The 23,925-nt window shown below is 69.5% G+C and carries 25 protein-coding genes and 1 pseudogene; 6 read left to right on the forward strand and 20 right to left on the reverse strand.

Features of this window, described 5'->3' with window-relative positions; all coding sequences use genetic code 11:
• The first annotated feature begins 25 nt into the window (after positions 1-25).
• Both AC07FV_RS34050 and AC07FV_RS34055 read left to right on the forward strand, forming a co-directional pair.
• Complete coding sequence (locus tag AC07FV_RS34050) at positions 26-2,518, forward strand: helicase associated domain-containing protein (RefSeq protein ID WP_479091575.1); 2,493 nt, start codon at positions 26-28, stop codon at positions 2,516-2,518.
• 380 nt (positions 2,519-2,898) lie between these two features.
• Complete coding sequence (locus AC07FV_RS34055) at positions 2,899-3,516, forward strand: hypothetical protein (protein WP_479091638.1); 618 nt, start codon at positions 2,899-2,901, stop codon at positions 3,514-3,516.
• On the opposite strand, the pseudogene AC07FV_RS34060 reads toward AC07FV_RS34055, so the two are convergent.
• From AC07FV_RS34060 to AC07FV_RS34085, 6 genes and pseudogenes are all read right to left on the reverse strand, one after another.
• Positions 3,444-3,609: pseudogene (locus AC07FV_RS34060) on the reverse strand (ATP-binding protein); the annotation flags it as partial. The gene AC07FV_RS34055 and the pseudogene AC07FV_RS34060 sit on opposite strands and share 73 nt — an antisense overlap.
• Before the next feature lie 128 nt (positions 3,610-3,737).
• A complete protein-coding gene (locus tag AC07FV_RS34065) occupies positions 3,738-4,313 on the reverse strand; it encodes a hypothetical protein (RefSeq protein ID WP_479091577.1) in 576 nt (191 codons plus the stop codon).
• Positions 4,314-4,402: 89 nt separating this feature from the next.
• Positions 4,403-4,600, reverse strand: coding sequence for a hypothetical protein (locus AC07FV_RS34070; RefSeq protein WP_479091579.1), 198 nt, complete (start codon positions 4,598-4,600; stop codon positions 4,403-4,405).
• Between the two features lie 690 nt (positions 4,601-5,290).
• The gene (locus AC07FV_RS34075; protein WP_479091581.1) at positions 5,291-5,500 is read right to left on the reverse strand and encodes a hypothetical protein; all 210 of its coding nucleotides are present in this window, start codon (positions 5,498-5,500) and stop codon (positions 5,291-5,293) included.
• Positions 5,501-5,652: 152 nt separating this feature from the next.
• Complete coding sequence (locus tag AC07FV_RS34080) at positions 5,653-5,859, reverse strand: hypothetical protein (RefSeq protein WP_479091583.1); 207 nt, start codon at positions 5,857-5,859, stop codon at positions 5,653-5,655.
• Entirely contained in the window at positions 5,859-6,233 is a 375-nt protein-coding gene (locus AC07FV_RS34085) for a hypothetical protein (protein WP_479091584.1), read from the reverse strand. Before AC07FV_RS34085 ends, AC07FV_RS34080 begins: the two co-directional genes overlap by 1 nt.
• A 62-nt stretch (positions 6,234-6,295) precedes the next feature.
• Here AC07FV_RS34085 and AC07FV_RS34090 point away from each other — a divergent pair, with 62 nt between their 5' ends.
• Positions 6,296-6,634, forward strand: a complete 339-nt coding sequence (locus AC07FV_RS34090; RefSeq protein ID WP_479091586.1) for a DUF6233 domain-containing protein — start codon at positions 6,296-6,298, stop codon at positions 6,632-6,634.
• Here AC07FV_RS34090 and AC07FV_RS34095 read toward each other — a convergent pair.
• Entirely contained in the window at positions 6,631-6,816 is a 186-nt protein-coding gene (locus tag AC07FV_RS34095; protein WP_479091587.1) for a hypothetical protein, read from the reverse strand. The two genes, AC07FV_RS34090 and AC07FV_RS34095, sit on opposite strands and share 4 nt — an antisense overlap.
• 692 nt (positions 6,817-7,508) lie before the next feature.
• Between AC07FV_RS34095 and AC07FV_RS34100 the strand changes: the two genes are divergently transcribed.
• Both AC07FV_RS34100 and AC07FV_RS34105 read left to right on the forward strand, forming a co-directional pair.
• Positions 7,509-8,558 carry a ParA family protein gene (locus AC07FV_RS34100; protein ID WP_479091588.1) on the forward strand — a complete coding sequence of 350 codons (1,050 nt, stop codon included), beginning with the start codon at positions 7,509-7,511 and terminating at the stop codon, positions 8,556-8,558.
• A complete protein-coding gene (locus AC07FV_RS34105; RefSeq protein WP_479091590.1) occupies positions 8,555-9,574 on the forward strand; it encodes a ParB/RepB/Spo0J family partition protein in 1,020 nt (339 codons plus the stop codon). Before AC07FV_RS34100 ends, AC07FV_RS34105 begins: the two co-directional genes overlap by 4 nt.
• 167 nt (positions 9,575-9,741) lie before the next feature.
• Here AC07FV_RS34105 and AC07FV_RS34110 read toward each other — a convergent pair whose 3' ends face one another.
• The 4 genes from AC07FV_RS34110 to AC07FV_RS34125 form a co-directional block, all read right to left on the reverse strand.
• Positions 9,742-10,122, reverse strand: coding sequence for a hypothetical protein (locus tag AC07FV_RS34110; protein WP_479091591.1), 381 nt, complete (start codon positions 10,120-10,122; stop codon positions 9,742-9,744).
• Between the two features lie 144 nt (positions 10,123-10,266).
• On the reverse strand, positions 10,267-10,728 hold the full coding sequence (locus AC07FV_RS34115) for a Pycsar system effector family protein (RefSeq protein WP_479091592.1): 462 nt from the start codon (positions 10,726-10,728) through the stop codon (positions 10,267-10,269).
• The gene (locus tag AC07FV_RS34120) at positions 10,725-11,387 is read right to left on the reverse strand and encodes a hypothetical protein (protein WP_479091593.1); all 663 of its coding nucleotides are present in this window, start codon (positions 11,385-11,387) and stop codon (positions 10,725-10,727) included. Before AC07FV_RS34120 ends, AC07FV_RS34115 begins: the two co-directional genes overlap by 4 nt.
• Positions 11,388-11,502: 115 nt before the next feature.
• Entirely contained in the window at positions 11,503-11,943 is a 441-nt protein-coding gene (locus AC07FV_RS34125; protein ID WP_479091594.1) for an ASCH domain-containing protein, read from the reverse strand.
• Positions 11,944-12,356: 413 nt separating this feature from the next.
• Here AC07FV_RS34125 and AC07FV_RS34130 point away from each other — a divergent pair, with 413 nt between their 5' ends.
• Complete coding sequence (locus tag AC07FV_RS34130; RefSeq protein ID WP_479091631.1) at positions 12,357-12,698, forward strand: nuclear transport factor 2 family protein; 342 nt, start codon at positions 12,357-12,359, stop codon at positions 12,696-12,698.
• A gap of 95 nt (positions 12,699-12,793) precedes the next feature.
• On the opposite strand, the gene AC07FV_RS34135 is transcribed toward AC07FV_RS34130, so the two are convergent.
• From AC07FV_RS34135 to AC07FV_RS34175, 9 genes are all read right to left on the reverse strand, one after another.
• Positions 12,794-13,465, reverse strand: a complete 672-nt coding sequence (locus AC07FV_RS34135) for a GGDEF domain-containing protein (protein WP_479091595.1) — start codon at positions 13,463-13,465, stop codon at positions 12,794-12,796.
• Positions 13,466-13,692: 227 nt separating this feature from the next.
• Positions 13,693-14,139: an RRQRL motif-containing zinc-binding protein gene (locus tag AC07FV_RS34140; protein ID WP_479091596.1), complete on the reverse strand. Its 447-nt coding sequence runs from the start codon at positions 14,137-14,139 to the stop codon at positions 13,693-13,695.
• Between the two features lie 326 nt (positions 14,140-14,465).
• A complete protein-coding gene (locus tag AC07FV_RS34145) occupies positions 14,466-16,631 on the reverse strand; it encodes a hypothetical protein (protein WP_479091597.1) in 2,166 nt (721 codons plus the stop codon).
• The gene (locus AC07FV_RS34150) at positions 16,631-17,593 is read right to left on the reverse strand and encodes a hypothetical protein (protein WP_479091598.1); all 963 of its coding nucleotides are present in this window, start codon (positions 17,591-17,593) and stop codon (positions 16,631-16,633) included. The genes AC07FV_RS34145 and AC07FV_RS34150 overlap by 1 nt, the downstream gene beginning before the upstream one ends.
• Before the next feature lie 188 nt (positions 17,594-17,781).
• On the reverse strand, positions 17,782-19,080 hold the full coding sequence (locus AC07FV_RS34155) for a hypothetical protein (RefSeq protein WP_479091599.1): 1,299 nt from the start codon (positions 19,078-19,080) through the stop codon (positions 17,782-17,784).
• A 2-nt stretch (positions 19,081-19,082) separates the two neighbouring features.
• Positions 19,083-19,355, reverse strand: coding sequence for a hypothetical protein (locus tag AC07FV_RS34160; protein WP_479091600.1), 273 nt, complete (start codon positions 19,353-19,355; stop codon positions 19,083-19,085).
• 2 nt (positions 19,356-19,357) lie between these two features.
• Complete coding sequence (locus tag AC07FV_RS34165) at positions 19,358-20,353, reverse strand: C40 family peptidase (protein WP_479091601.1); 996 nt, start codon at positions 20,351-20,353, stop codon at positions 19,358-19,360.
• 188 nt (positions 20,354-20,541) lie between these two features.
• The gene (locus AC07FV_RS34170; protein WP_479091602.1) at positions 20,542-22,161 is read right to left on the reverse strand and encodes an FtsK/SpoIIIE domain-containing protein; all 1,620 of its coding nucleotides are present in this window, start codon (positions 22,159-22,161) and stop codon (positions 20,542-20,544) included.
• Positions 22,162-22,422: 261 nt separating this feature from the next.
• The gene (locus tag AC07FV_RS34175; RefSeq protein WP_479091603.1) at positions 22,423-23,547 is read right to left on the reverse strand and encodes a hypothetical protein; all 1,125 of its coding nucleotides are present in this window, start codon (positions 23,545-23,547) and stop codon (positions 22,423-22,425) included.
• Between the last annotated feature and the right edge of the window lie 378 nt (positions 23,548-23,925).

The following is a 23,925-nucleotide window of genomic DNA, read 5'->3' on the forward strand; positions in this document are numbered from 1 at the left end:
CCCGGCACTTCGAAGGGTTCCGCTCATGACGAAGCTCCGCCCTCACCAGCGTGAGGCTGTCGACGCCGTCCTCGCCGCACTGGAGGTGCCCGCGGACGGCACCGTCCCCGAGCGCGGACTGCGCACCCAGGTCGTCATGGCGACCGGCTCCGGCAAAACCCTCGTCGCCGCGCAGAGCGCACGCGAACTCCAGGCGGGCCGCGTCCTGGTGCTCGTGCCCTCGCTGGATCTGCTGGCACAGACCGAGGCCGCGTGGCGTGCGGCAGGCCGCACCGGCCCGATGATCGGCGTCTCCTCGCTGCGGGGCGAGGGTCTGCCCTTCCCCAGCACCACGGACGTCCGGGAGCTGGTCGAGTGGGTGAAGCCGTTCGACACGGTCACCGTGTTCGCGACGTACGCCTCGCTCGGGCTCGGCACGCTGGAGCGCGCGCACCAGGCCGGCCTGCCGGGGTGGTCGCTGATCGTCGTGGACGAGGCGCACCGGGTTTCGGGGCGGAGCGCGAAGCCGTGGGCGGTCGTCCACGACAACCAGCGCATCCCCTCGCTGCGGCGCCTGTACATGACCGCCACCCCGCGGCTGTGGCAGCTCGGCGACGAGGACGGCGACCAGGGCGCACCGGGCGAGCTGGTGGCCAGCATGGACGACCATCCCGACAGTCCCTTCGGCAGCAGGGCGTACACCCTGACCTTGTCGGAGGCCGTGGACCGGGGAATCTGTGCGCCGTACCAGGTGGTGTGCGTGGACATCACCGACACCCACCTCCAGGCCGCGCAGCTTCTGGGCACGGATGCCCGCTCGGACGAGGTGCGCGGGGCCCGCCTCGCAGCCCTCCAGACCGCCCTGCTCAAGGCATCGTCGGAGGAGGGATTCCGGCGGACCCTGGTCTTCCATCATGTGGTGAAGGAGGCGGAGGCGTTCGCGGCCGGTCTTCCCGACGTGGCCGCCAAGCTGCGCGCTGAGGACCCTGCGCTGTACCCGCGGGCGATCTGGGCGGACTGGCTGTGCGGCGAGCACAAGCCCGCCCACCGGCGGCGGGTGCTGGATGAGTTCGCGGCTGGCGTCGCCGCCGACGGCACGGTGGTGGAGAAGGGGTTCCTGGGGTCGGTGAAGGTGCTGGGCGAGGGGGTGGACACCCGGGAATGCGACTCCGTGTACTTCGGGGACGTGCGCGGCTCGATGCCGGACCTGGTCCAGGCCGTCGGCCGCGCCCTGCGCATCCAGCCCGGCGAGGGCAAGGTCGCCTCCCTCGTCGTGCCCGTCCTACTCGGGCCCGGCGAGAGCGCCGACACCATGCTCACCTCCCGGGCTTTCGGCGGACTCTCCAAGCTTTTGATGGCGCTCCGCGCGCACGACGCCCGGGTGGTCGAGCAGCTCGCCGAGCAGCAAGCCCCGAGCCCCGTGGCCATTCAGGGCGCCCAGCACGACCAGGACGGCGAAGGCGAGGCTGGTGGGCCGTCGGTGCCCGCGCGCCAGCTCCTGAAGTTCTCCACGCCGCGCGATCCCGCGCAGCTGGCCGCGTTCATCAACCTGCGCGTCCTCAACCCCGAGCACCAGCACTGGCGGCGCGGCATCGAAGCCGCGGGCATCTACGCCCGTAAGCACGGTGACCTGAAGGTGCCGTTCACCTACCGGGTGCCCGGCGCAGACGGCCCGGCGGAGGCGGAGGGGTGGCCGGCCGCGCTCGCCGGTTTCCCGCTGGGGCAGTGGATTGCCGACAACCGGCGCTTCTACGCCCGCGGCGACATGGACTCCGGCCGCGCCCGGCAGCTGGAGAAGCTGGGCATGGTGTGGTCGCACTTCGACGTCGCCTGGGAGGAAGGCCTGGCGGCCGCGCGCGGGTGGGCCGCCGAGGCCGGGCACCTCCTGGCGCCGTTGGACGCCGTGTTCCAGGGCTACCGGGTGGGGATCTGGCTGAAGAACGCGCGGGCGGGTGCGCGGAAGGCGCTGGAGGTCGAGCAGCGGCGTGCTCAGGGCCTGCCCGTCGCGTCGTCGGCCGGTGCGCTGTCGCAGGCGCGGCGTGAGCAGCTGGAGGAGATCGATCCGTCCTGGTGCCCGGCGTGGCCGGTGGAGTGGCAGCGTGCTTTCCACCTCGTGCGGCAGCGCCTGGAGGCCGGCGGCATGCTGCCCATGGCGCCGGGCGAGGTCGTGCACCAGGGCGAAGACCTCGGACGGTGGGTCCGCTCCGTCCGGTACGGGTGGGACAGCCTGACCACCGTGCAGCAGTGGTTGTGCGAGCAGGTCCTCGGCATCACTCCCGCGGCCGACGAGGAGAAGCCCCGGGCCCGGCGCAGCCAGGCCGACAAGTGGGCCATGAACTACGCCGCCGCGAAGCAGTTCTACGACCGCGAGGGACACCTCCAGGTCCCGCGCAAGCACATCGAACGGACCGTGGACGAGGACCAGGAGGAGCGGGAGCACAAGCTGGGTGCATGGGTCGGGAACCAGCGCAGCAGGGCCGCGACCCTGTCCCCGGAGCGGATGGAACTGCTGTCCGCGATCGGGATGCGGTGGGCCTGATCAGCGCGAGCATCCGTGATGGTTAGCCGTCACACGGTGACGGCTAACGCAACGGCCGTTCGGATGCGTCACGAGGTGTCGGCAGCCTCATGACGCATGCGCCACGCTCTGGTACGACACCGGGGCGAGCAGTACACCGCATCCGTGCGCTTGCGCACCGAGACGGACACCCCGCACACCGGGCACAGGCCCTGCGCCCACAGCATGCCACCGCCCCTGATGAGGTTCAGCCCCTCCTCCACAGCGCGCCGGTAGATCTCGTTGTGCCGCTGAACGCGCCGCCAGTGACGACTGCGGCATGTCGTGCCGCAGTAGCGCCGGGCCGCCGTTCCCCGCTCAGCGCACTCGCCCCGGCTGCCGAAGGGCGGGACACGGTGCTGATGGCGGGGTCGGGCGGATCGCCGGGGGGCTGGGCGACGGTGGCCAACTGGCGCCGCCGGCACCCCGACTTCCCCGCCCCGGCCGGGGGCACCGCCACACACCCGGAGTTCAACCGGTCCGCGGCCGTCGCCTGGCTCCTGGCCCACGGCAAGCTCGTCGTGCCGTCCGGTGTGCCGTGGGCCACGCTCGTGCTGCGCCCGGACGGCGCGGGCAAGGAGCTGCGGTGCCGGCTCGATGACCCGTGGCTGGAGCTGGCCACCGCCGCCGCCGACGACGACCGCCTTTGGGGCTGGATGAGCAACCAGGACGCCGACGTCCTGGCGGCCCTTGCCGCTGAGGGGGAGGGCACAGCCGTGCGTCGGCTGGCCGCTCCGGGCACGCTGCCGCTGACGGTCCACGGTGGTGCCCGGGTCATCGACCAGTCCCGGCGCGGCAGGGGCGGGCTGCGGGGGACCGTGGCCTGGCCCTGGGCCCTGCGCGGCCCCTCACACCGGGCCAGGCGGGCGGCCAGGTCCGCCACGGCGTGCCGCCCACCGCGCCCGGCGGGCGGTCCCTCGAGGAACAGGTGGTGGCCACCGGCCGCGGCGACCTCGACCGCCGTGCGCGCCGACTCCTGACCCATCACGTCGGCGAGGTCGTGCCCCGTGGTCGTGCTGCGCCGCTCCCATGCTGCGCACGCCGGTGGCGGCTCCGGTGCCGGGCATCATCGGTGAGCTGAGCGCAGAGTTCGGCATCGCGGCCAGCACCGCTCAGAAGGCCCTTGCGCACGTGCGCGACACGGGCCAGGTCCGTACCGAGCTGGGCTTCGGTACGTTCGCGCCGACTCGAAGTAGGCCGGCTAACGTCGACGGCTTCGCGGAGCGGCGAGCGTGGCCGCTTCACGTAACGCGACCGCAAGGCGTTCGTCGGCAGCCTTGGATTCCTCGACGGCACGAGCCGCCACCGGGGCCGCAGCGTTGACGTTCTGTCGGCCTCTGCCCTCGTCGCGTCCCGCAGCAAGTTCAGTGAGCATCAGCTGAAGCCGTGAGATCGCGAGCAGCGCCTTCATGAAGGCTGCGTTGGAGTTCTGATAAGCCGTCACCAACTCGGGCGCCGTATAGAGCATGAGCTTTGTAACGACCAGGCGTGATTGCTCGTCCTGATGACCTTCATCGAGTTCCTGAGGGCTAAGTCCATCGGGTAACTGCCTGCGCATCCAGGCGAGGTCGCGCGCGTTGCCGAGCGCGAGCATCTTCCGATGCGCCTCTTCGATGGCGTCAGCCTTGCGCTCCCAGATCTTGAACTCGGTCTCGCGGTCCCGGGTCGCGCGCTGGGTGCGGCTGGCCGCCATCAGGGTGCCTACTGTGCCGATGATGGACCCCAGCAACCCGGCACCGATTCCGATCAAGGCAAGGGTTACCGGTGTGATCGTCACAGGGTGAGCGTAGGCATGGGTACAGCGTCATGCGGCCGAATCTGGCGAAGCCCCGGAGAGCCGTCGTGGCCTCCGGGGCTTCGACGCGTTCAAAGCACGCCGAGCGACGTGAGCACCACCAGGCACAGCGTCAGCGACCCGCCGAAGACACCACCGCCGTAGAGGAACGCCGGGCCCTTGGGCGTGGTGGGCTTGTGGCTGATGAGACCCGCCACCATGCCGATGATGATGGAGAACAGGAAGCAGATCATGAAGATCAGCATCCTGACACCGAGAGAGAGATTCACCTTCCGACCTTTCCCGGGAGGGTGGTCGGGACTCTGCGGTACGCAGCTCTCAGCCCGACCACCACATGTACATACGTGGGGTCCTGCTGAGGCCGCGCCGACGTGTCTTGGCTCTCGGTGCCTGGCCAGGGCGGTGTAACGGCTGGCCGGTTTCATCTCCTCGAAGGGGTTGCTTATCTCCCGTTAGGGCTGACTCTTTATCCGCGCGATTCGGCTATCTAAGCCCCCTCGTCCGAGGGGGCTCAATACATTGGTCAAGGCCCCCCATCCAGGGGGCCTTCCGAATGTGGCCTACCCGACTGCGTCGGTCTGCGGGCTCGCCGGTAAGTTCGTGTTCACATCAACTGTACCCGAGGCGGTGTTAGTTGGCGGTTAAGAAGCCCGAGGCCCGGGACGGTATCTCCGGGGGCCTCCTGCGGGCGGGCACGGCCGGACGCCCCGGGTGGGGGCTCCAGGCCGCCGGAGACCCCACGGAAGCCCGGGACGATATGCGCCCGGGCGGTGTGCCCGACAGAGGGGGGCACCCCGTTACGGGGTGCCCCCCTCTGTCGGGAACCGTTCACTCGTGATCACTGTAGGCGGTGCCCAGGATCTCGTCCCGGCCGTGCCGGTGCACGACGATGGGCGCGCCACTCACGTCTTCCAGCGTGCTCCCGCCGGCTCGAAAGCGCGAGCAGGGGGTTGGGCAGGTCAGCGGCCTGCGTCGTTGATGCCGGATGCCAGCTGGCCCACAGCGTCCAGCACGCCCTGCCCGAACCCGGTCGGTGCGACGAGGATGCCGAAGACCAGAACGATCAGCACGGTCAGCTTCACGTCATTGCGGCTGCGCGCCTCGGTCCGCCTGCGCAGCCGCACGACGATGATGACCGCCAGCAGCACGGCCACGTTGATGGTCAGCACGTACAACCCCCACCAGCTCAGGAACGCCCCTGGTCAAGGTTGTAGCCAGCCCGTCCAGCCCAGACGTCTGCGTCATCCAAGGATGGCCGCATCCGTCCGCGAGATCGGCCGGATCTGCCGTCTTGTCCCGCCCGGCTCGCGCCTGCTCCCGGTCAACCCGGCACGGGACCGTCGGCGCGCAGCTTCCGGCCCCACCGCTCGGCGGCCTTGGCGTCGCAGTACTCGCACAGCGGCGAGCGGGCCCCGACCCCGTATTTGTGGGTGGGCCGGCGGCATGCGGCGCACGGGCCGACCTGGTCGCCGGGGCAGGTGCGTGCGGAGGTGTCCGGCTCGGTGACCGGCGGAACGGGGGCAGTCATCAGGGTTCCTCGCCTGGGCGGCCGGCGGCGGCCGTCTCGAACGAAGAAGAGAACGACAGGTGCTCCGCGGCGGGCAGGCCCGCCTCCCGGGCCGCGTCCCGCAGGTCCGCGGTGATGCCCTCCAGCGTCTGCGGGAGGCGGTGGCGCCGACGGACCGCCATGCCGTGATCCCAGCACAGGTCCACCCAGCGCGGCCCCGCGCCCGCAAAGGCCACGGCGCGGACGGTAGCCGCGGGGGCGCCGCAGACGGTGCAGGGCCGGGGCGGCACCTCCTGGACGCGGGCGAGAGCCTGCGGGCGGGCAGGCGGAGCCGGGGCCTGGTCGAGGTGCTCGGGGGCGATGCCGTGCCGGGTGAGCAGGTCAGCGGGCTCCATGACGTCTCCGTTCGCCCACCCCTGGGATTGCTGCGTGACCAGCACAGCATAAAATAGAACGTGTGAACGAATCAGGTCCGACGCGACTCGTGCTGCTCCGCTTCCTGGAGCGCGTGCAGCTGCGCGACCTGGCACGCACCCAGCAGTGGATCGCGGACGAAGAACGCCGGGACGCCGAACGGCGACGCGGCATCGAGGAGAAGCCGGACCCGCCCGCATGGCTCCTGGAGCAGGGATTGAACCGGCACAGCCCGCCCGTCTACGTCCACACCGGCGACTGCTGGAACGCAGGCAGGCGCAGCGCCGGCATCGAGCAGGAACAGGCCCGCCAGGCCATCACCGACGGCGTCAAAGCCTGCCCCCACTGCCGCCCCGACAGCGCGCTGGGCATCCTCGACTAGACGAGGCTGCGCCGGAACAGGAACGAGAAGTATGAGGGGTCGCCGTTACGGTCGGCCAGCGCCGTATGGTTCACCGGTTCCCACCCCTGGGCACTCCAGCTGACGAGCATGCTGTTGATCTCCTCATCCCACCCAAGTGAGGCGACGAGCGTCACGAACTGGTACTCCCACTGACCGCTCATGCACCAACGTTGCCCCGTATCGGCGGGCCGCACTCGCCGCGGAGCAGCCCAGCGAGTGCGGCGAAGAGACCGGGCACCGCTCGGGGCGGTCCCGTCGGCTAGATCCGCTTCAGGCACGTGGCAGGCACTTGCCCTCCGCGGATGACTCGCCAGACGTGTCCGCCCTTCCCGCACTTGTGGTAGGCCGGGCCGCTCTGCGTACGGGCGATCGCTGCGACGCACGACGTCACCACGTCACCCCGGTGCAGGTAGCGCACCACGGGACTGTGCGGTGACGCCACGGGCGCGTTGCCCTCTGGCATCCGCACCGCCACCTTCCGCCCGGTGACCTCGTACCGCGCGGAGCACGCCTTGGCGGCAGCCGCTGAGGTAGGGGCGGGGATGGCGTGAGCGGCCGGGGCGAGCAAGGCGGTGGCGGCTAGCATGGTTGCCGTGGCAACGGCGATCATCAGTCGTGTCACACCCCGCCCAACTGCGGGTCGGACGAGAAGGGTCACGGCTCCCAGTTGATGATCACCCGCTCGGGGTGAGGTTGACGGCAAGCGGTGAGGATGTGGCCTCAACGATGAGGTGACCTAGTAATGTTCGGCCACATGAGCATCCCTAGTCCCCGAGGGGAGCGAGAGAAGCTAATCACCGCTCTCACCCCCCAGTTGCGCAGGCACCTGAAGATCCGCGCTTTTGAGCACGGCATGGACATTCAGGATGCCGCTGAGCACGCCATCAAAGCCTGGTACACGGCAGACGAACTGCCCGAGGTGGACACCGCCGGTGCCCGGACTTGGGGCACTTTCCTTCCAGTTGGCGAACCGGACTCGTTCAAGACTGCATGCAGCGAACGCGGAGTCACCTATGTCCAGGGCTTGGCTCAGGCATTGACGCTCTGGCTGGAGGCGCACCCCTCCCCCAGCGCGCCGCTCACCGAGCAGCCGGTCATCCGGGTCATAGTGGCCAACCAGAAGGGGGGCGTGGGGAAGACTTTCATCTCAAGCGGCGTCGCTCAGGCACTCGCAGAGGCCGGCCACCGGGTGCTGATCGTCGACTACGACCCTCAGGGGCACCTCACCGCAGAGCTCGGATTTGAAGACCTCATGTACGAGGACGACGTCGAGACGCTGCTGATGCACATGGATGGGACCGCCAAGGGTGACATCCACGACCTGCTGGTCGCTCTGGACCACGAACGCTTCGGTGAGCGTCTGCACTTGCTCCCCGCGAGCGACGACGCGTTCCTCCGAGACGTGGCACTGTCCAAGGTGTCGTTCAGCGAGGCTGCGCTGGAACGCGCGCTGGAGCCGCTGGAGAACGACTACGACATCATCATCATCGACGGCCCGCCCAGTCTCGGTCTGAACATGGACACCGCGCTCTACTACGTGCGGCGCCGCGAGGGTGAGCTGTCCGACCGGTCGGGCGTCATCACGCCGGTGTGGGCGAACAAGGCATCCCATCGAGCGTTTCGGCTGCTGCGTTCCCAGATGGAAGACCTGTGCCGCAAGGGCCGCATCACGGTCGACTATCTCGGGCTGGTCATCAACGCGTATGACAGCCGGCGCGGCCGGTTGGTCAAGGAGAACCGAGACCAGTGGGAGCGCAGTAGCTCGCCGGCGGTTCTAGCAGTCATCGGTGACCTGAAGGAGGGGCGCGAGGCCGCAGACGGGGAGATCCCGCTGCTGGAGTACGCGCCCGATAGTGAGCATGCGCAGGCGATGCGCGACCTGGCGAAGGAACTGGCGGTATGAGGAAGACCAAGCCGAAGGGCCAGTCGGAGCGTGTGACGCGCGGCTTCACGCTGGACGAGGACGGGCAGGGCAGTCCTGAGGAAGCGCCTCGGCGCGTGCGGACGCGTCAGCAGATCATGAACGGGGAGGGCAAGCGTCCGCCGGCCTCCGTTCCCCTGGCGGAACTGGCGCACAACCCGTTCAATCCTCGCGACGAGTACACCGACATCGAGGAGACTGCGGAGTCGCTTCGGGTCAGGGGGCAGGTTCAGCCGGTCACCGTTGTACGGCGTGCCGCTTTTCTCCGCGCTCATCCTGACCAGGAGGCGCAGATCGGGTCGGCCGACTACGTCGTCATCGACGGCAACCGCAGGCTCAAGGCTGCCGGTGCAGCTGGGCTCGCTGAGGTGCGGATCGACGTCAATGACGACCTGGCCGCCACTGCCGCCGACCTGCTGGAGTCAGCACTCATCGCCAACGTGCACCGGGTGGATGTGCCTCCTCTGGACCAGGCACAGGCCATCCAGGAGTTGGTCGGTGTGCACGGGTCGCAGGGCAAGGTAGCCAAGCGGCTGGGGAAGTCGTCGGCCTGGGTTTCACAGCGTCTGGCACTGCTGGAACTCACGCCGGACCTCCAGAAAGCTGTGGAGGTCGGCGACCTCAAGGTGGAGCCGGCCAGGCGCATTGGCCGCTTGCCCAAGGAGCAGCAGGCCCCTGCTGCTCAGGAGGTTATGACCGCGTCGAAGGCGCCTCGCCAACGCGCGCCGCGTCGGCGCCTGGGGGAAGGGAGCGAGGCCTCCACCGTTAACGGCGTTAACGGTTCTACCGCTCCTCAGCCTGGTGCTGCTGTCCCACCGCAGACCGTTAACGCCGTTAATACCTCGGCATCGGAAGCTCTCGCTCTCTCGATCATCGTGCCCCCCGACGCTTCCCCGGAGCACGTAGTGGCCGCACTGAGGAACCAGCTCTCTCCGCAGGACTTGGCCGCGGTCGCGGAACTCCTCATGGAGAGTCTGACCGGTTCAGCGACTGGCTGAAGTGGACACTCGCCGAGGGCTTGCCCAATTGGGCAAGAACGATCTTGCTCGGAACCGACTATAGGTCGGCCAGAAAAGCGAAAGGGCCCCTGCCATCCGGAGACCGGATGGCAGGGGCCCTTTGCGATGGACGACGGCCGATGTCGGGTGTCTGCGGCCCAGATCTCTCAGTGACCGGCGAGGTGCGCGTCGGCGGTAGCGCGAGCGGTGTCAGCCAGGTGCCCGGACAGCTCAAGGCCGTGCCTGACGGCGGCCTCCAGTCGCTGGACCAGTTCGGTCGGCATGCCGTAGGTGCGGGCGCCGTCCAGCAGGTTCTCCAGGTGGAACGTGTCAGCCAGGACGCGACCGCGGATGTCCAGTACGTCGGGCTGCATGACGAGGGCGCTGTCGTGCCGCCTGATCACCAGGCCTGAGTCAGTGGCCTGGCGGTAGGCGGTCTCGGTCTGCGCGTCGAGCACGGCGGCGACCTCGGTGGCGTCGGTGTAGGCGCGGCGCCCGCCCAGGCAGGCGGTGGCGACGTCCTTGAGGGTCTGTCGGGTGAGGGGCATGGGGACCTCCAGGGGAGGGTGGTCGCCTGGTCCGGGTGACCGGGCGGACACCGTGAGGCCTCACAGCCGGACTGTCCCGGCTGCGAGGCCTCACGGAGAGCGCCGGTTCGTGCAGAGCTGTCGGCCGTCCCACGGGGAGGCCGGTTACAGCAGGGCGACCATGGCGGCCAGGACGAGCAGGGCGAGGGCCGCCAGGGTGCAGTCGATGGCGCGTCGCAGCATGGCGAACTTGGTGACGGCGATGGCCGATAGGACGCGGATGCGGGCGGCGCGGGTGTCGCTGTCCATGGAGGCCCGGACGGTGTCGTCGTCGGTCAGGCGTGCCCAGTAGGGGAAGCTCGCGCGGTCGTCGCCTCGCAGGTTGGGCCTCACGACCAGGAGCAGCAGCACCGCGGCGGTGCCCAGGACGAGGACGGCGAGTGCTCCGACGGCTTTGGCTGCGGTGGGCAAGTCACGGCCGGCGAGGGAGGCAATGCCGGCCAATGCCGCGCCGTTGAAGGCCAGCAGCAGGGAGGCCTTGGCGTCCGTGCGGCTGATCTCGCCCGTGACGGCCGCGCACGCGGCGTCGAGGTTCTTGTCGACGATGGACTCGGGGACAGTGGTCATGCGGTCGCTCCTTGAAGGGCGGCGGCCAGGAGCGCGACGGCGTCGGTCTGGTACGGGTCGGCGTACAGCCGGTGGTCGCTCACGACCAGAGGCCCGAACCGTGCGGAGATGCGGTAGCCGGGCACGAGGGTGGTCTCCCGTTCGTCCAGCGCGGCGGTGAGCCGGTCGTGGTCCCGCTGCGCGTGCCGGGTCTGGGTGTACGGGCCGAGGCGCAGCAGGGTGTAGCCGTCGAGGCTGTCGTCGCGGCGGCGGGCCTCGATGTAGAGGGCGTAGTGCGCGGGGGTCATGCCGACGTCGTCGGGCAGGTCGAGGCCGGCCGCGGCGTGGGTGAGGGGTGCGTAGGCCGGGTTCCACGTGCCGAGGATCTTCCGTGTCTCGCAGCGCAGCCATCCCCGCGTCCAGCGGCGGGCGCCGTAGAGGGGGTACGGGCCGCCCGGGTCCTGGAGGGCGACGGCGATGAGGTCGGGGCCGTGGTCGTCGCCGGGTCGGGGGTGGGCGCGCTCGATGAACGGGCCGACCCGCAGGGCGATGTCGCGCGCGCTGCCCGGGGTCCAGGGCTCCGGGGAGCGCAGGGCGGCGAGCATCGCGCGGAACGCGTCGACGGCGGCCTGGTCCTCGGGGGACAGGCGCCCGGGGGCGTGGCCACAGCGGCGGAACATGTGACGGATCATCGGACGGTCAGGCCTTCCTGCTCGTGGTGCGGAAGCGGTGAAGCGCCGTGCCCGGCCGGGCACGGCGCTCCTGAAGCGGTGTGGACGGAGCCGTGGTGAGTGCTCACGGCTGGAAGTCGGGCAGCTGCTGGAACACCCGCCGGATCAGGTCCGGTGACGGCTTCCAGGGCACGACCTGGCCGCGCGCGGGGACGGGCAGAGGCAGCTCCTGGACGTCGCCGAGCACGAGATGCCAGGCCCCGAGGTGTGCCCATTCCGAACACGGGGCGGACCGGCCGGCGTCCTGGTGGCAGTCGGTGATTCGGGCGACGCCGAGCACGGCGCCGGTCACCAGCTCACGGCCGTGGATCGCACGGCTGACGAGCGGGACGCGCAGCGCAGACTGGTCGATGGTCTTGCTGGCGTGCAGCAGCACCCATCCCGGCCTCCAGGGCCGCGGGCGGTTCTCCACCGGCTTGGCGCCGGTGAGGATGGCGGCCGCGTAGGGCTGCTTGACGCTGAGGCCGCGGATCCAGTCGCCCTTGGGCAACGCAGCCATGCTCATGAGGGGTTGTCCTCTCGTGGGATCGGTGAGTTGGTCTTCCGTGGGTGCGGGGCGTCCAGAGGCGCCACCGGGGCCGGGGCGCGGGTGTCGCTAGGCGTCGGACACGAACCGGCCCCGGCGTGCTTCGAGGGGGTGCTCGGTGAGCCAGGCCTCTGCGCAGACCTTGTGGACGTACTCGCCGGCGTGCGAGATCAGGTGGGCAAGGGCGTCGCACAGGGCGCAGTGGCTTTGTTCACGTCTGGCGGCAGCGCTTGTGCATGAGTTGCGGTGGCAGTTGGTGATCATTCAGCCGAGAGATGTTCGCGAGTTTTGACGGCAGCGCCGTGCCGTCGTCGCGGCGAGTGATCAATTCACTGTGTCTTGGCAAGCAGCGTACGTAGGGTTTGCGCGTGACAGGTGAGAGTGAGCGGGCCGTGCAGGCGGCCATCGATGGGGAGATGCGGCTTCTCGATCCCGAGGTGCGTGCTTCCCCGGCCCGTGTCCTGGAGCTGCTGGATCCGGGGTTCATCGAGTTCGGGGCTTCTGGGCGCCGGTGGGACGTCGAGTCGATCCTCACGGTGACGAGCGGCGGCTCGGTGTCTCTGGAGTCTCCGGTCAAGGTCAGTGAGATGGTGGGAGTCGTCCTCGCTCCGGGCATCGTTCATCTGACGTACTTCGCCGACAACCAGGGCCGTCGGGCATGGCGGAGTTCTGTGTGGCGTCTGACGAAGACGGGCTGGCGGATGTACTTCCACCAGGCCACTTTGACCAGTTGAGTGGGTGGGACCGCCGCCCGCAAGGACGGCGGTTGTCCAGCCGAATCGGGTGGCTTCAGCTGGCCGCCGGGCGACCGGTTGTGCCCGCCCCCGTGTCATGCGATAGGCAGGTGCGTGCCGGGGCGGCCCGCGCGGCGGCCGTTGACGGTGCGGGCGTGAGCGTCCGCGGTGGTGGCCAGGTAGGGGAACTGCGCGCCTTCCTTGACCCGGTACATGGCGGTGTCGGCGCCGCGCAGCAGGCGGTCAGCGGTTTCGCCGGGCAGGTCGGCGGCGCGGACGATGCCCATGGACACGGTCAGGTGCAGCGTCTGCCCGTCGTGGTGCACCGGCTGCTGCATCAGGTCGCGCAGCGCGGTGATGTCCGCCAGGGCCGTCTGGTGCGCCAGCACGGCGGTCATGGCGAACTCGTCACCGCCGAGGCGGGCGGCCAGAGCCTGGCGCGGGTCCGTCCAGTGGGCCAGGCGCTGGCCCATGGTGCGGATGACGGCGTCACCGGTGGCGTGGCCGTAGGTGTCGTTGACGGCCTTGAAGCCGTTGCCGTCCAGCAGCAGGACGTGGACGGCGTCACGGTCGCCGTGGGCCAGCAGGCGCTCGGTGTGGGCGAGCAGCTCGGGTCGGCCGGGCAGGCCCGACAGCGGGTCGCGGCGGGCGTCGTGCAGCTGCCGGCGGACGCGGACGTCGTCGGCGAGCGCGGCCAGGGCGATCGGCACCGCGGCCGCGATGACGAGGGTGCGGGGCCTCTGCCGTAAGACGGCGGCAACAGGCATGATGGTCTCCGTTCTTGCCCGTGCGGGCGGAATGAGGAGGCGCACCCTCGGGCTGTCCAGGCTCTGGTGAGGGTGCGCCTCTGCTGTGTGTGGGGGCCGACCGGGCGGTGGCGGGGCCCGGGCACACTGGAGGTGCTGCGGTCGCTGGGACGTGACCGCAGCAGTCCGGGGCGGTCGCGTGCTTCTGCCGATGCTGCCGCCGCCCCGGACGTCACCCCTGGAGACGCTCAGGCGGCCAGCTGGTGCGCGGCCGGGGCAGCGATGTAGGTGGCCGGGTCGGCGGGTGTGCCGTCCCAGCACTCCAGGCAGGAGCCGAGGGTGCGCAGTGGCAGGACGTGGTGGTAGCGGCGGCGGCACACCGGGCACGTGGTCCGGGCGGCCATCGCGGCATCGAGGGCGGCCTCCCGCGCGAGGGTCATGGGGCGTACCGGCGGTGCGAGGTCGACGCGGTACAGGTAGGCGGGGCGGGTGCAGGTCCGGGCGGGACGCGTGGCGCAGGCCTTGCAGCGCAGGATGGCGACGGGGTCGTGGCCACCGGGCCGCAGTCCGGCGGCGCGCAGCTGGCGGCGGGTGGCGAGCTGGTCGGTTGGCGCGGTTCCCCAGTCGTACTCGGGCAGCCCCTGCGGTGTGCGGGGGAGTGCCTGGCGGCGCTCGCGTCGGGCGCGGGTGGTCATCGTGGCGTCCAGGGGCGGGGCAGGCGCTGGGGGCGCTGCGGGTAGCGGGGGCCGGGGACGGTGGGGCGGGGCCGGCCGATGCGGCGGCGCGGGCAGGGGATGAGCACGAGCAGTACCTCCAGGTGTCGGGAAGCACTGCGCCCCGCCGGTCGGCCGGCGGGGCGCAGTGCTGCGGGGGTATTGGGTGCTGGTCAGGCCGGGCAGCCTGTCCGGTCCTCGCACTCCGCAGAGGGCGAGGACCAGGCAGAGAGTCCGGCGGTCAGCCGCGGAACGCTGATGGGCCCGCACCCCATTTGGATGCGAGCCCATCAGCCGGCCGGAACGTCTCAGACGTCGGTGGGCAGCGTCTCCCCGGAGTCGGCGTCGACCGCCGTGCCTGTGGGGGACAAGCGGATGGTGCGGGCATCGGCCCTTACTCCCTCGGTCCAGTCCTTGCCCCCGATCGCTACTCGTACGGTGACGTCTGCGAGCGGGTCGGTGACGGGGAGGGACAGTTCGGGGGCCTTCGGGTACCAACGGTCGTCCCCGCGGGTTGTGTGCGCGCTCTCTCCTGAAGCGTCGATGCGCAGGTATCGCGCGTTGCGGTCGGCGTACGACCGCAGCTTCACGATGACGTGGTCGCGGTCGCTGTTCCAATGCGCGACGAGGTCGGCCTTGACTCCGTCGATGTTCAGCTCAGTTGCTGACCGTCCCTTGTATGCGGCGGCCTTCGCCTTCCGGTCTTCTTGGTGCTGCTCGGTGTCGGCGGCCTGCCAGACGCCTGCTGCGGTGATGGACAGCGCAGCGATGGCAGCAACGTAGGGCCAGGCGCGGCGACGGGTGGTCACGGCTGGTTCGGCCGCCGCAGGCGGGGGCGTAGCGGGGTCGGGCCCGCGGTGCCACTGCGGGGATGTGTCGTCGTCGCTTGGAGTCTGCTCGAACCACTCCACGTTCTTGCCCATGCGCAGGACCGTAGCGCGCAGTTGTGTGGCCTGGTCCGGGTTGCCGCAGAGTTCAGCCACGCGGGCTCGAGTCGACAGCCAGGAGATGGCTTCGTCGGAGTTGATGCCGTAGGTGCGGATGTCCGTGCGCTCCCCGAGGACGGTGAGGTCGGCGGCTTCGGTGCACCGGCCGGCCATCGCGGCCTGGATGGCATCGCGGTGGCGGGTGTCGACGACGTTGGGGGGCATGTCCCAGTCCCAGGCGTCGTCCTCGGTGGCGGCCTGTTCCAGTTCCACGAGCACGGTGTCATCCTGGTCGTGTTCCTGGCCCTGGTCGTGCTCCTGGTCCTCGATGAGGTCGGAGGTGGTCTCGGGTACGGCGGTGTCCTGCTCTGCGGTCAGTGCCTGCTGTGCCATGCGGCGCCGTGATGAGGTGTCGGTGAGTCGGCTTTCGTCCTCGCTGATCAGTGTCTGGACGATGTCGACGTAGTCCGGACCGACCCGCCATACCGCCTGGCCTGGGTCCAGGGTTGGAATTCGTTCGATCGCCCAGGTGGGGAGGTTGAGGAGAGCGCCGACGATTGCCGCCTCCTCGGGTCCCAGGCGTCCGACGTGGACGACTTCGCACAGGCGGGCCAGGTCTTGCGCCGGTCCGGTGCCGAGGTCGGACAGCGTGTGCATCACCACGTCCAGTGACAGGCCGGCCTTGCGGCTGTTCTTCAGCAGGCGCTGGATCAGTTCGCTGGTGGCCGGAGACAGCAGGATCTGCCAGGCCTCCTCCAGGACCAGGTGCCGGTGGGTGGCGGTCGACTGCCGCAGCCACACGTGCTCTGCCCAGCACGCCACAGCGGCCATCAGCGACGGGATGGCCGGTGAATTGCGGTCCAGCCGGGAGAAGTCAAAGCTGGTGATGGGCAGGTCGGTTTCGGGCAGGCTGGCGTTGTCCCCGTCGAACAGACCGCGCAGCGAGCCCTCGGTGTACCGGGACAGGGCGATGGCGGCGCCCTCTCCCCATTCGGTCAGCTTCTCGGTCGGCCACCTGCCGTCTTCCGGCTGCACCAGGGCATCCACCAGGCCGGTGAGCGAGGTGGCTTTGGGGTGATTCAGGGCGTGCTGGAGAGCGTGGGTGGCCTGGTGCGTGAGGGCGCCGGGTTCGACGGCCGCGATCAGTGACCGCACCAGCTGCTCGCGGACTTCGGGCGGGAAGAGGTCGGAGACGGGATTCAGCGTGAAGGCGCCGGCCTCGATGACGTGACCGCCGAGCGAGCGGGTGAGGGACGCCCACTCACCGGCGTTGTCCTCACCGAATGAATCGACGACGACGTACTGGTGGCCGTGGTCGAGGATCTCGCGGCGAGCGCGGACCTTGGCCGTCGTCGACTTGCCCGAGCCGAGGCCACCCAGGGCGAGAGAGTTGGTGGAGGGCAGGTACCGGTCATCGGCCATGGCGGGGGAGAGGTGGAACGGGCGCCCGTCGAGCAGGCTGCGCCCGATCTCGATGCCGGGGAAGCGAGTGCTGGAGGCGACGAGTGGCACCGTGATCGCGGCATGGCTGGAGGGCAGGCGGATCATTAGAGGATCGCCCCTTTCCTGGTGGAGGCTCCGTGCGGGGTGGTCATCGCGTGAGCGCGGTGCTGCTGGCCCGTGAGCCAGTCGAGACGGATGCGGTGCCGGTCGGCCATGAGGGAGGTCTGCCACCGGGCGTCCGTGACGGCCTCGGGGCTGTCACCCCACACCGTCATGTAGGCGTCGAGGTCGACGAGCGTGGCGCCCTGGACGAGCGCGCCGTGCGTCGTGGTGTTGGCGATGTCCTGCGCATCCGCCTTGACCTTGTCCATGGTGAAGGCCTCGCTGGCGGCGCGCTGCCACTTCGCGGACCGGCGGGACTGGCTGGTCGGCAGCGGCCGGTACAGGACGGCAAGGGTCCGGTCGGTGCCCTGTCCCAGCAGCAGCCGGGTCATGAGGTCGCCTCCGGTCTCGGCGGGCCAGGAGGTGATACGTGCGGTGGCCGCATACCTGCCGTCGTCCAGGCAGACCCAGCCGGAGCCCCGTGCGGATACGGCGGGGACCGGTTCGGGCTCCACCGGGGTCAGTGCGCCGAGACTGGCGAGTTCGTGGGCCAGGGTCTCCACGATGCGGGCCGGCTGGCCTGTCAGCCCCTTGGGCACATGGACGGAAATGGTCTGTGTGTGGGCGGTGTAGTCCTCCACTCGGGCGTGGTGCGTGACGTGGACTTGGATTCCCGCGCCGCGGGCCTGATCGCCGGCGAACGCCAGCGCGCGGGAGAACGCCTCGTGCCAGGCAGCGCGCAGCTGCGCGTCCTGCATCGTGCCGTGCTCCGGGTACAGCGTCCACGTCGTGGTCGCTCCCGCGCTGGCCATGGAGTCGGGGACGGTGCGCTCCCGCACGCGTCGGTAGCCGACAGCGGCCCACCGGGCGATCGAGCGTGGCCCGGGTGCGACGTTGAGCAGCGCAGCGGCAGCGCCGACTGCGCCGAACGTCCAGACCGGGGGCGGGGTGAGCATCGCCGACATGAGGATGGCTCCCCCCAGGCCCGCATTCGCTTTCGTCAGCAGAGTTTCGGCGGGGCTCAGCCCGCGCTGCAGAGCGGGCACACGGTAGCCGGGCGTCAGGGAGTACACGGCAGATCCTCCTGAGGGTGGGTGCAGCCCCGGCGTGCACCCCCCGGACGACCGAGGGGTGCACGCCGGGGTCAGCTGGGTTACGGGTGGGTCGACGGTGGGGTCGATCCGGGCCCGGATACAGGCTGTGAAGGCGCGGCGGAAGCGGGCGCCGATCCGGGAGCGGACAGCGGATTCGATAGGTCGGGGCGTCCCGCAGCGGGCCCGCCGGCGGCCCTCACCGCGTCCTGTCGTGCTTTGCGGATTTGAGCGTGGCGTACTGCATCACGCCCGGCCTTGTCGCTAGCCGATGCCGTGGTCAGCCGCCCCGGCCGCTGAGGCTGCTTGACGCCGTAGGCGCCGAGCAGCACACCTCCGTCGTGCGTCATGGCTCGGCGCGGGGTGTCCACCGTGCGGGGGCCGCGCGGTGTCGTCTCCTGCTCGTAGACGTCGGGTACACCGGCGCGCACGACGGCCCGCGCGAGCGGGTGATCCGTCCTGCGCTCCACCAGCGTCCGGGCGGCGCCGGCCATCCGCGGCCCAAAGTACGGCACCCCGTGCACGATCATGCGCAGCATGAGGACGTCTGCGGCGACCAGGAGCACGGCGTCCATGACGAGCGCGCCCTTGGTCAGCTGTACGAAGGGGCTGACGAGGATCAGGGCGAAGGGCGCGAACATGAGGCCCAGCAGTCGCTGAGCCCACATCTTGACTGCTGCCGTGTCGCCCCCGCGTGCCAGCGACGCCAGCACTACGGGAGCCAGGCAGACGAAGGCCAGGACGCCGAGGCTGCGTGTCATGAAGACCAGCGCCGCGAGGGCGAGGGCAACGACGAGCATGGAGAGGATCAGCAGGACGGACAGCGGATTGTCCGCGTCGGCTGCCTTGTCCATGTCTTCGCGGATGACCGTGAAGAGCGTCCCTTGATCGGCGTTGAACATGGCCGTGAACGCGCCGCTCACGGCCCGGTTGAGCAGTTCCACGGCCCCGGGGACGGACGCCATGCCAGCGACTGCCCCGAGGGTCCATCCGGTCGATGCACCCATCTGTCGCAGGCGCGGTACGCCCTGCCAAGCGGTCAGGGCGCACACGACGACGACACAGATGAAGATGGCGACGGCCAAGTGCTGTCCCAGCCACAGGAACTGCTGGTACACCCAGTTGTCGGCCTTTTCGGGCGCCCATGCGTCCTTGGGGGCGATCAGGTCGACGATCTTCTGGATCAGATTGTTGGCGATCTCCTGGACCTGTCCGGCGGCACCGTCGGTGAGCCCTTGGCTTCCGCCGGGGCCGGGCGACCCGCCACCAGGGGGGCCGCCGCCGTTGTTCTCCTGCTCGCAGAACTCCTTGGCCGGGCCCTTGAGCAGGCTGCACGGGTTTTCGTCTGCTCGGAGTGCCATGGTCAGCCCTTGGCCTCAGTGACCGTGCTGAACAGCGTGTCGCCGTACAGGGCGAGGACCACGGCGACGAACAGGGTGCCGACCGCCATCATGCCCTTACGGAGCGCGCCCTTGGGGTCGCCCGACAGCTGGAGGAGCATCCGCAGGGCGATGACGGCAATGACGGCGGCGATGCCCTTGGTGACGAGTCCTCCGCCGGTCAGGCCGATGGTGTCGAAGAAGTCCTGGAATCCCTTGGACATGTCGACGGGGGCGGCGAGGTTGAACTTGCGCATGGTCAGATCTCCTTGTTGGTGTTCGAGGTGGGACGGCCAACGGCGAAAAGGTCGGTCATGGTGTCCAGGGGTGAATAGCGAACCTGCGTTCCGGGGCGAGGGGCGTCGATTATCCAGCCATTGCCGACGTAAATGCCGACGTGGTGAATGGTCGCCCCGCTGGAGCCGTAGAACATGAGGTCTCCGGGCCTTACCTGCCCCCAGTCGATGTGTTCGGATGCCGCGTACTGTGCGGCGGCCGTGCGGGGCAGAGTAATTCCGGCTTTAGCGTAGGCGTAGAGCGTGAGCCCGGAGCAGTCGAATCCGACGGTTGATTTTCCGGATCGGCCACTGGGCGAGCAGCAGGTTCCGGTACTGGGACCGTTCACGTCTCCGCCACCCCACGAGTAGGGGGTGCCGAGCATCTGCTTCGCCGTGTTGATGGCGGTGGCAGCCTGCTGGGTGGTCGCGGTTTTGCCGCCGCCCTTGCTCTGGTTGGCAAGTGCGTTGATCGACCGCACATAGTTCTGTGTTTCTTTGTAGGGCGGGACGCCGTTGTATTTCTGGACGGCGCCGCTTCCCGCGTTGTAGGCGGCCAGCATGTTGTTCTGCTTGTTGCCGGGAACGTCTTTGACGTCATCGGCGATCGTGCAGAGGTACTTTGCGGATGACGGGATCGCATCTTCGGGGTCCCACACATCACGCTTGCCGTCGCCGTTGCCATCGATTCCGTGGGTTTCCCACGTGGACGGCATGAACTGCGCAATGCCCTGCGCACCGACCGGGCTCCGCGCTTTCGGGTTGAATCCGGATTCCTGTGTGAGCAGTGCGGCGAGCAGATTCGGGCTGACTTCCGGGCAGGTGGTGCCTGCCTTTTCGATGAGCTGCTGGTATTCGGCGGGCACGGCCATGGTGAGCGCCGTGCTCACCGGGCTGTCGCCGGCCGACTGCACGAGCGCGGCCACGACGACGGCCGCGGTCGCGCCTACGCCGATGGTGACGACTGTTGCGGTCCTCAAGAGCGTTTTCCCTCCCTTCACGGTTCAGGGGGTGTTATCCCTGGTCACCTCCGCCATGGCGGTCCGCCAGGGCACCGCCATGGGACCGGAACGGTCCGCCATGGGTCCGCCATGGGAGCGGCGGTATGGCGGTGGCGTGGCGGTCGATGGCGGTGCTGTGGCGGTGCCCTGGCGGAGGTGCGTGGCGGTCACGAACCGGAGCCTGCGAAGGCGACCAGGTCCTTCAGGAGGTAGCCGCGCCCCTGTGAGTTCTTGTACGTGGGCGGGCCGCCGAGAAGCTCGTTGAGCTTCTTTCCGCGTTTGACGGGGTCGTCTTCGAGGATTCCAAGAGCGGGCGCCATGTCCGGTGTGGTCATAAAGTCCACGCCCTTGCTCCGCATCAGCTCGATGGCTTGCCTGAGCGGTCCTTCTTCCGGGATTGATTCCAGACGCTTGGCGACCTTCTCGTCCACCACGTCCCAGACGAATTTGTCGTCGAAGTCGAAACCCCGGATGAGGGTGGATCGTCCGTTGGCGAACAGGACTGCCTGACCCTTGATGTGCGGGTCGAGGAGAACCGGGTTGATCGGTGCGACAGTTTCGAAGTACGTGTCACCGAGGGCAACCTTTGCCGTTCCTGCCGATGCCACGTAGAGGCACATCCGGTAAAGGAACTGGTCGCGCACCATTACAGGAATGGCGTTTGTGGAGGGGCGCTGCGTCATGAGAACCGTGGAGATTCCGGATTCCAGCGACTTGGCGACCAGTGATCGCGTGTCCTCGGCAATCTGCCGCGCTTGGTCCTTTTCTTCGTTCGTGGCTCCGGAGGCGAAGAAGTCGGCCGCCTCATCCACGATGAAGATGACCGGCTTGAATTTCGGCACGGGCTGACGATTACGGATGGCTTCCGTAATTTTCGCGTAGCGGTCGTCCGAGCGGCCATTGAGTTCTCGGACCATGTCCCAGAACACGGCCGGATCGTCGGACGACTCATATCGGCTGGCGATCGGCTCGAATCGGGTAAGTCCACAAAACTTTCCGTCGAGCAAGTACAGCTCGAATTCGCCGTACGCGATCAGCAGACACGTGATGATGCCGTTGACCAGAGTGGTCTTGCCCATCTGCGTCATTCCGGCGACCAGGAGCGATGCCTTGTCGAAGGTGGGCACACCGGCGAGTTGGCCGGTCACGTCGTGACCGAACGGGACACCGGCGAACGTCTCGATCTCCTGCCGGGTCGGTGCCGGGAAGGGGCGGGTGAACGGGGGCTCGTGCAGCTTGAGGAGCTTGACCCGGCGTTCGTTGTCGCGGCTGCGCTCCATCGTCATGTGCAGACGGGTGACGCCGAACATGCCGGCCACCGTGCCCAGGCGCTTCTCGACGTCCTCGTACGTGCGGCCCTTGGGGACCAGGAAGTCGTACAGGTCGCCGGTCTGCACCGGGTCGATGCGGACCTGGTCGGCCCGGATGACCTGCTCACTGCCGATGACCTGGGCCGTACGCAGGGCTGCGGTGAGTTCCGGGTGCGCCGGAACCTCCTCAGCGCTCAGCGCCTCCCCGTCCAGGGACGGTGCGGGCGCCTCCTGCTTCAGGGCCGCATCTGTGGGCGTCTCGCCCGTGAATCGGCGTACAAGGGCCGTCCTGAGCTTCCAGGCCCCATAGCCGAGGGCGACCAGCGCCCCGGCGGTGAGCAGGACAGTGGCCGGCCAGGACAGGCCAGTCTTGTCCTTGATGGCGGCCAGGACTCCGAACGCGATGGCAAGGGCACCGATGGCGCCTGCTGCTTGTCCGGCCATGTCGTCGCTGGCCTGCTGCTTCTTCTTTCCCACACCCCTCTCCCTCTGTGTTGGTCTTGAGCGGTGCGTGACCGCAACCGCCCGTGATCGATTCCTTACGGTCGTTCTCCAGCACTCGCCGGGTCTGCTCCCTCGGGTCTGCGAACGCGCGGTTCGCTCGCCGGGTCACTCGCCGGGTCTGCGCTGGTCGACTGCGTGTTTCTGCTTCCGGCAGTCGCAGCAAGGGCCAGCCCTGGTCAGGGCTGGCCCTCACTGGTGGTGCCGGACGAAACGGGGCGGACGCCCTCCCTGTGGTCAGGCGTCCGCGTCCTCGTCCTCGCTGTCGTCGGCGTCCTCGGGCGCCTCCTCGCCGCCCTCGGCGGCGAGGACCTCGCTCCACACGTGGCGCACGCGCTCCTCGCTGCCGACGTAGCCGGCGCCGCGGTAGTCGGCGCGGGCCTTGCGGTAGGACAGCGGCGGGTCGTCGGAGTAGCGCAGGTGCCGCAGCACGACGCCCATCTGACCGTCGCTCAGCGGCACACCCGGCACGGGGACCGGCACACCCGCGACGGCGGCCAGTTCGTCGAGCGTGACGGTGTGCTCGCCCCTGTGTGCCGCCTCGTCGTCTCCGCCCGCGTTGACCTGCGTGCCGTGGGTGTGCCGCCCCCGGGGCAGGGCGGGCGGGGGTGTGCCGGTGGCGTCACGGTCGTCTGTGACGGGCAGGGCGGGCGCGGACGGCGTCCACTTGCCGAGTTCCGGCAGGGTGATGGCGGCGACGCTGGCGGGGAGCGTCTTCTCCGTGACGGTCTTCTCGGTGGCCTCGGCCTGCTCGTGCAGGTCCGCCGTCATGGTCTGCTGCGCCTTCAGCACCGACCTGCGGTACCTGGTCTCTGCCTTGGCCACCTGCGTCTCCAGCTCGGTGGCCAGCTCCAGCAGCTCGATCCGGTGCGCGGCCTCCGCCTCCATCTCTTCCAGCCGGTCGTCGACCTCCTGGCGCTTGGTGTCGAGGGCCTGCCGTGTTCTGGCGGACACCTTCCGCCCGAGCGACGGCAGCACCCACCACCAGGCCGTTTTGGTTCCGACGATGGCCACCGGGGTCAGGACGTAGGCCAGGTCGAATCCGCCGGGCCCGGACATGACCAGGTGGGCGGTCGGGATGGCGGCGTTGACGGCCGTCAGGGCGAGGCCTGCGATCTGGACGCGCCGGGCGCGGCGGCGGTTGTTGCCCGCCAGGATCTCCGTGGCCTGGAAGACCACCCACAGGGCGTCCAGCGCGCCGACGGTCGGCACTGCCCACGCTCCGAAAGAGGGTTGGAGGATGCGGTAGCTGACGGCCACCGACAGGATGGCCACGCCGAGTGTGACCAGTCCCAGGACGGCCAGCACCGTCCCGCGCGGCGACGGCCTCACGCCGCCGGCCATCTCCTTGAGGTTCTGCACGTCTCTTCCTCTCTGCTCGGTGGGGGGGGTGGGGGGGTCAGTTGGTGGTGCCGGACAGGCGGCCGACCTTGGCGAGGTGGGCGTCCTGGTGCTTGATGAGGTCGTCCACCTTCTCGACGAGACCGTTGCGGAAGTAGCCGCCGAAGCCGTCGCCGACGTACCAGTCCTTGGCCTCTGGGTAGCCAGCCTTCGCCAGGGACTGGTCCTCGCTCAGGTCGGCGTACAGGTGCTTGTAGTGGGCGTCAGCGATGTCGATCGCGCGCGAGTCGAACGCGGCAGCCGCGGCGCGGGTCGCGTCCTGCGCGTCGACCAGGCGGGAGATCGCGGCAGGCCATTCCCGGCCCGCCTCGGGGGTGCGCAGGTAGGCGTAGGCCGCCT

The organism is Streptomyces sp. NPDC045956 (assembly GCF_056430705.1).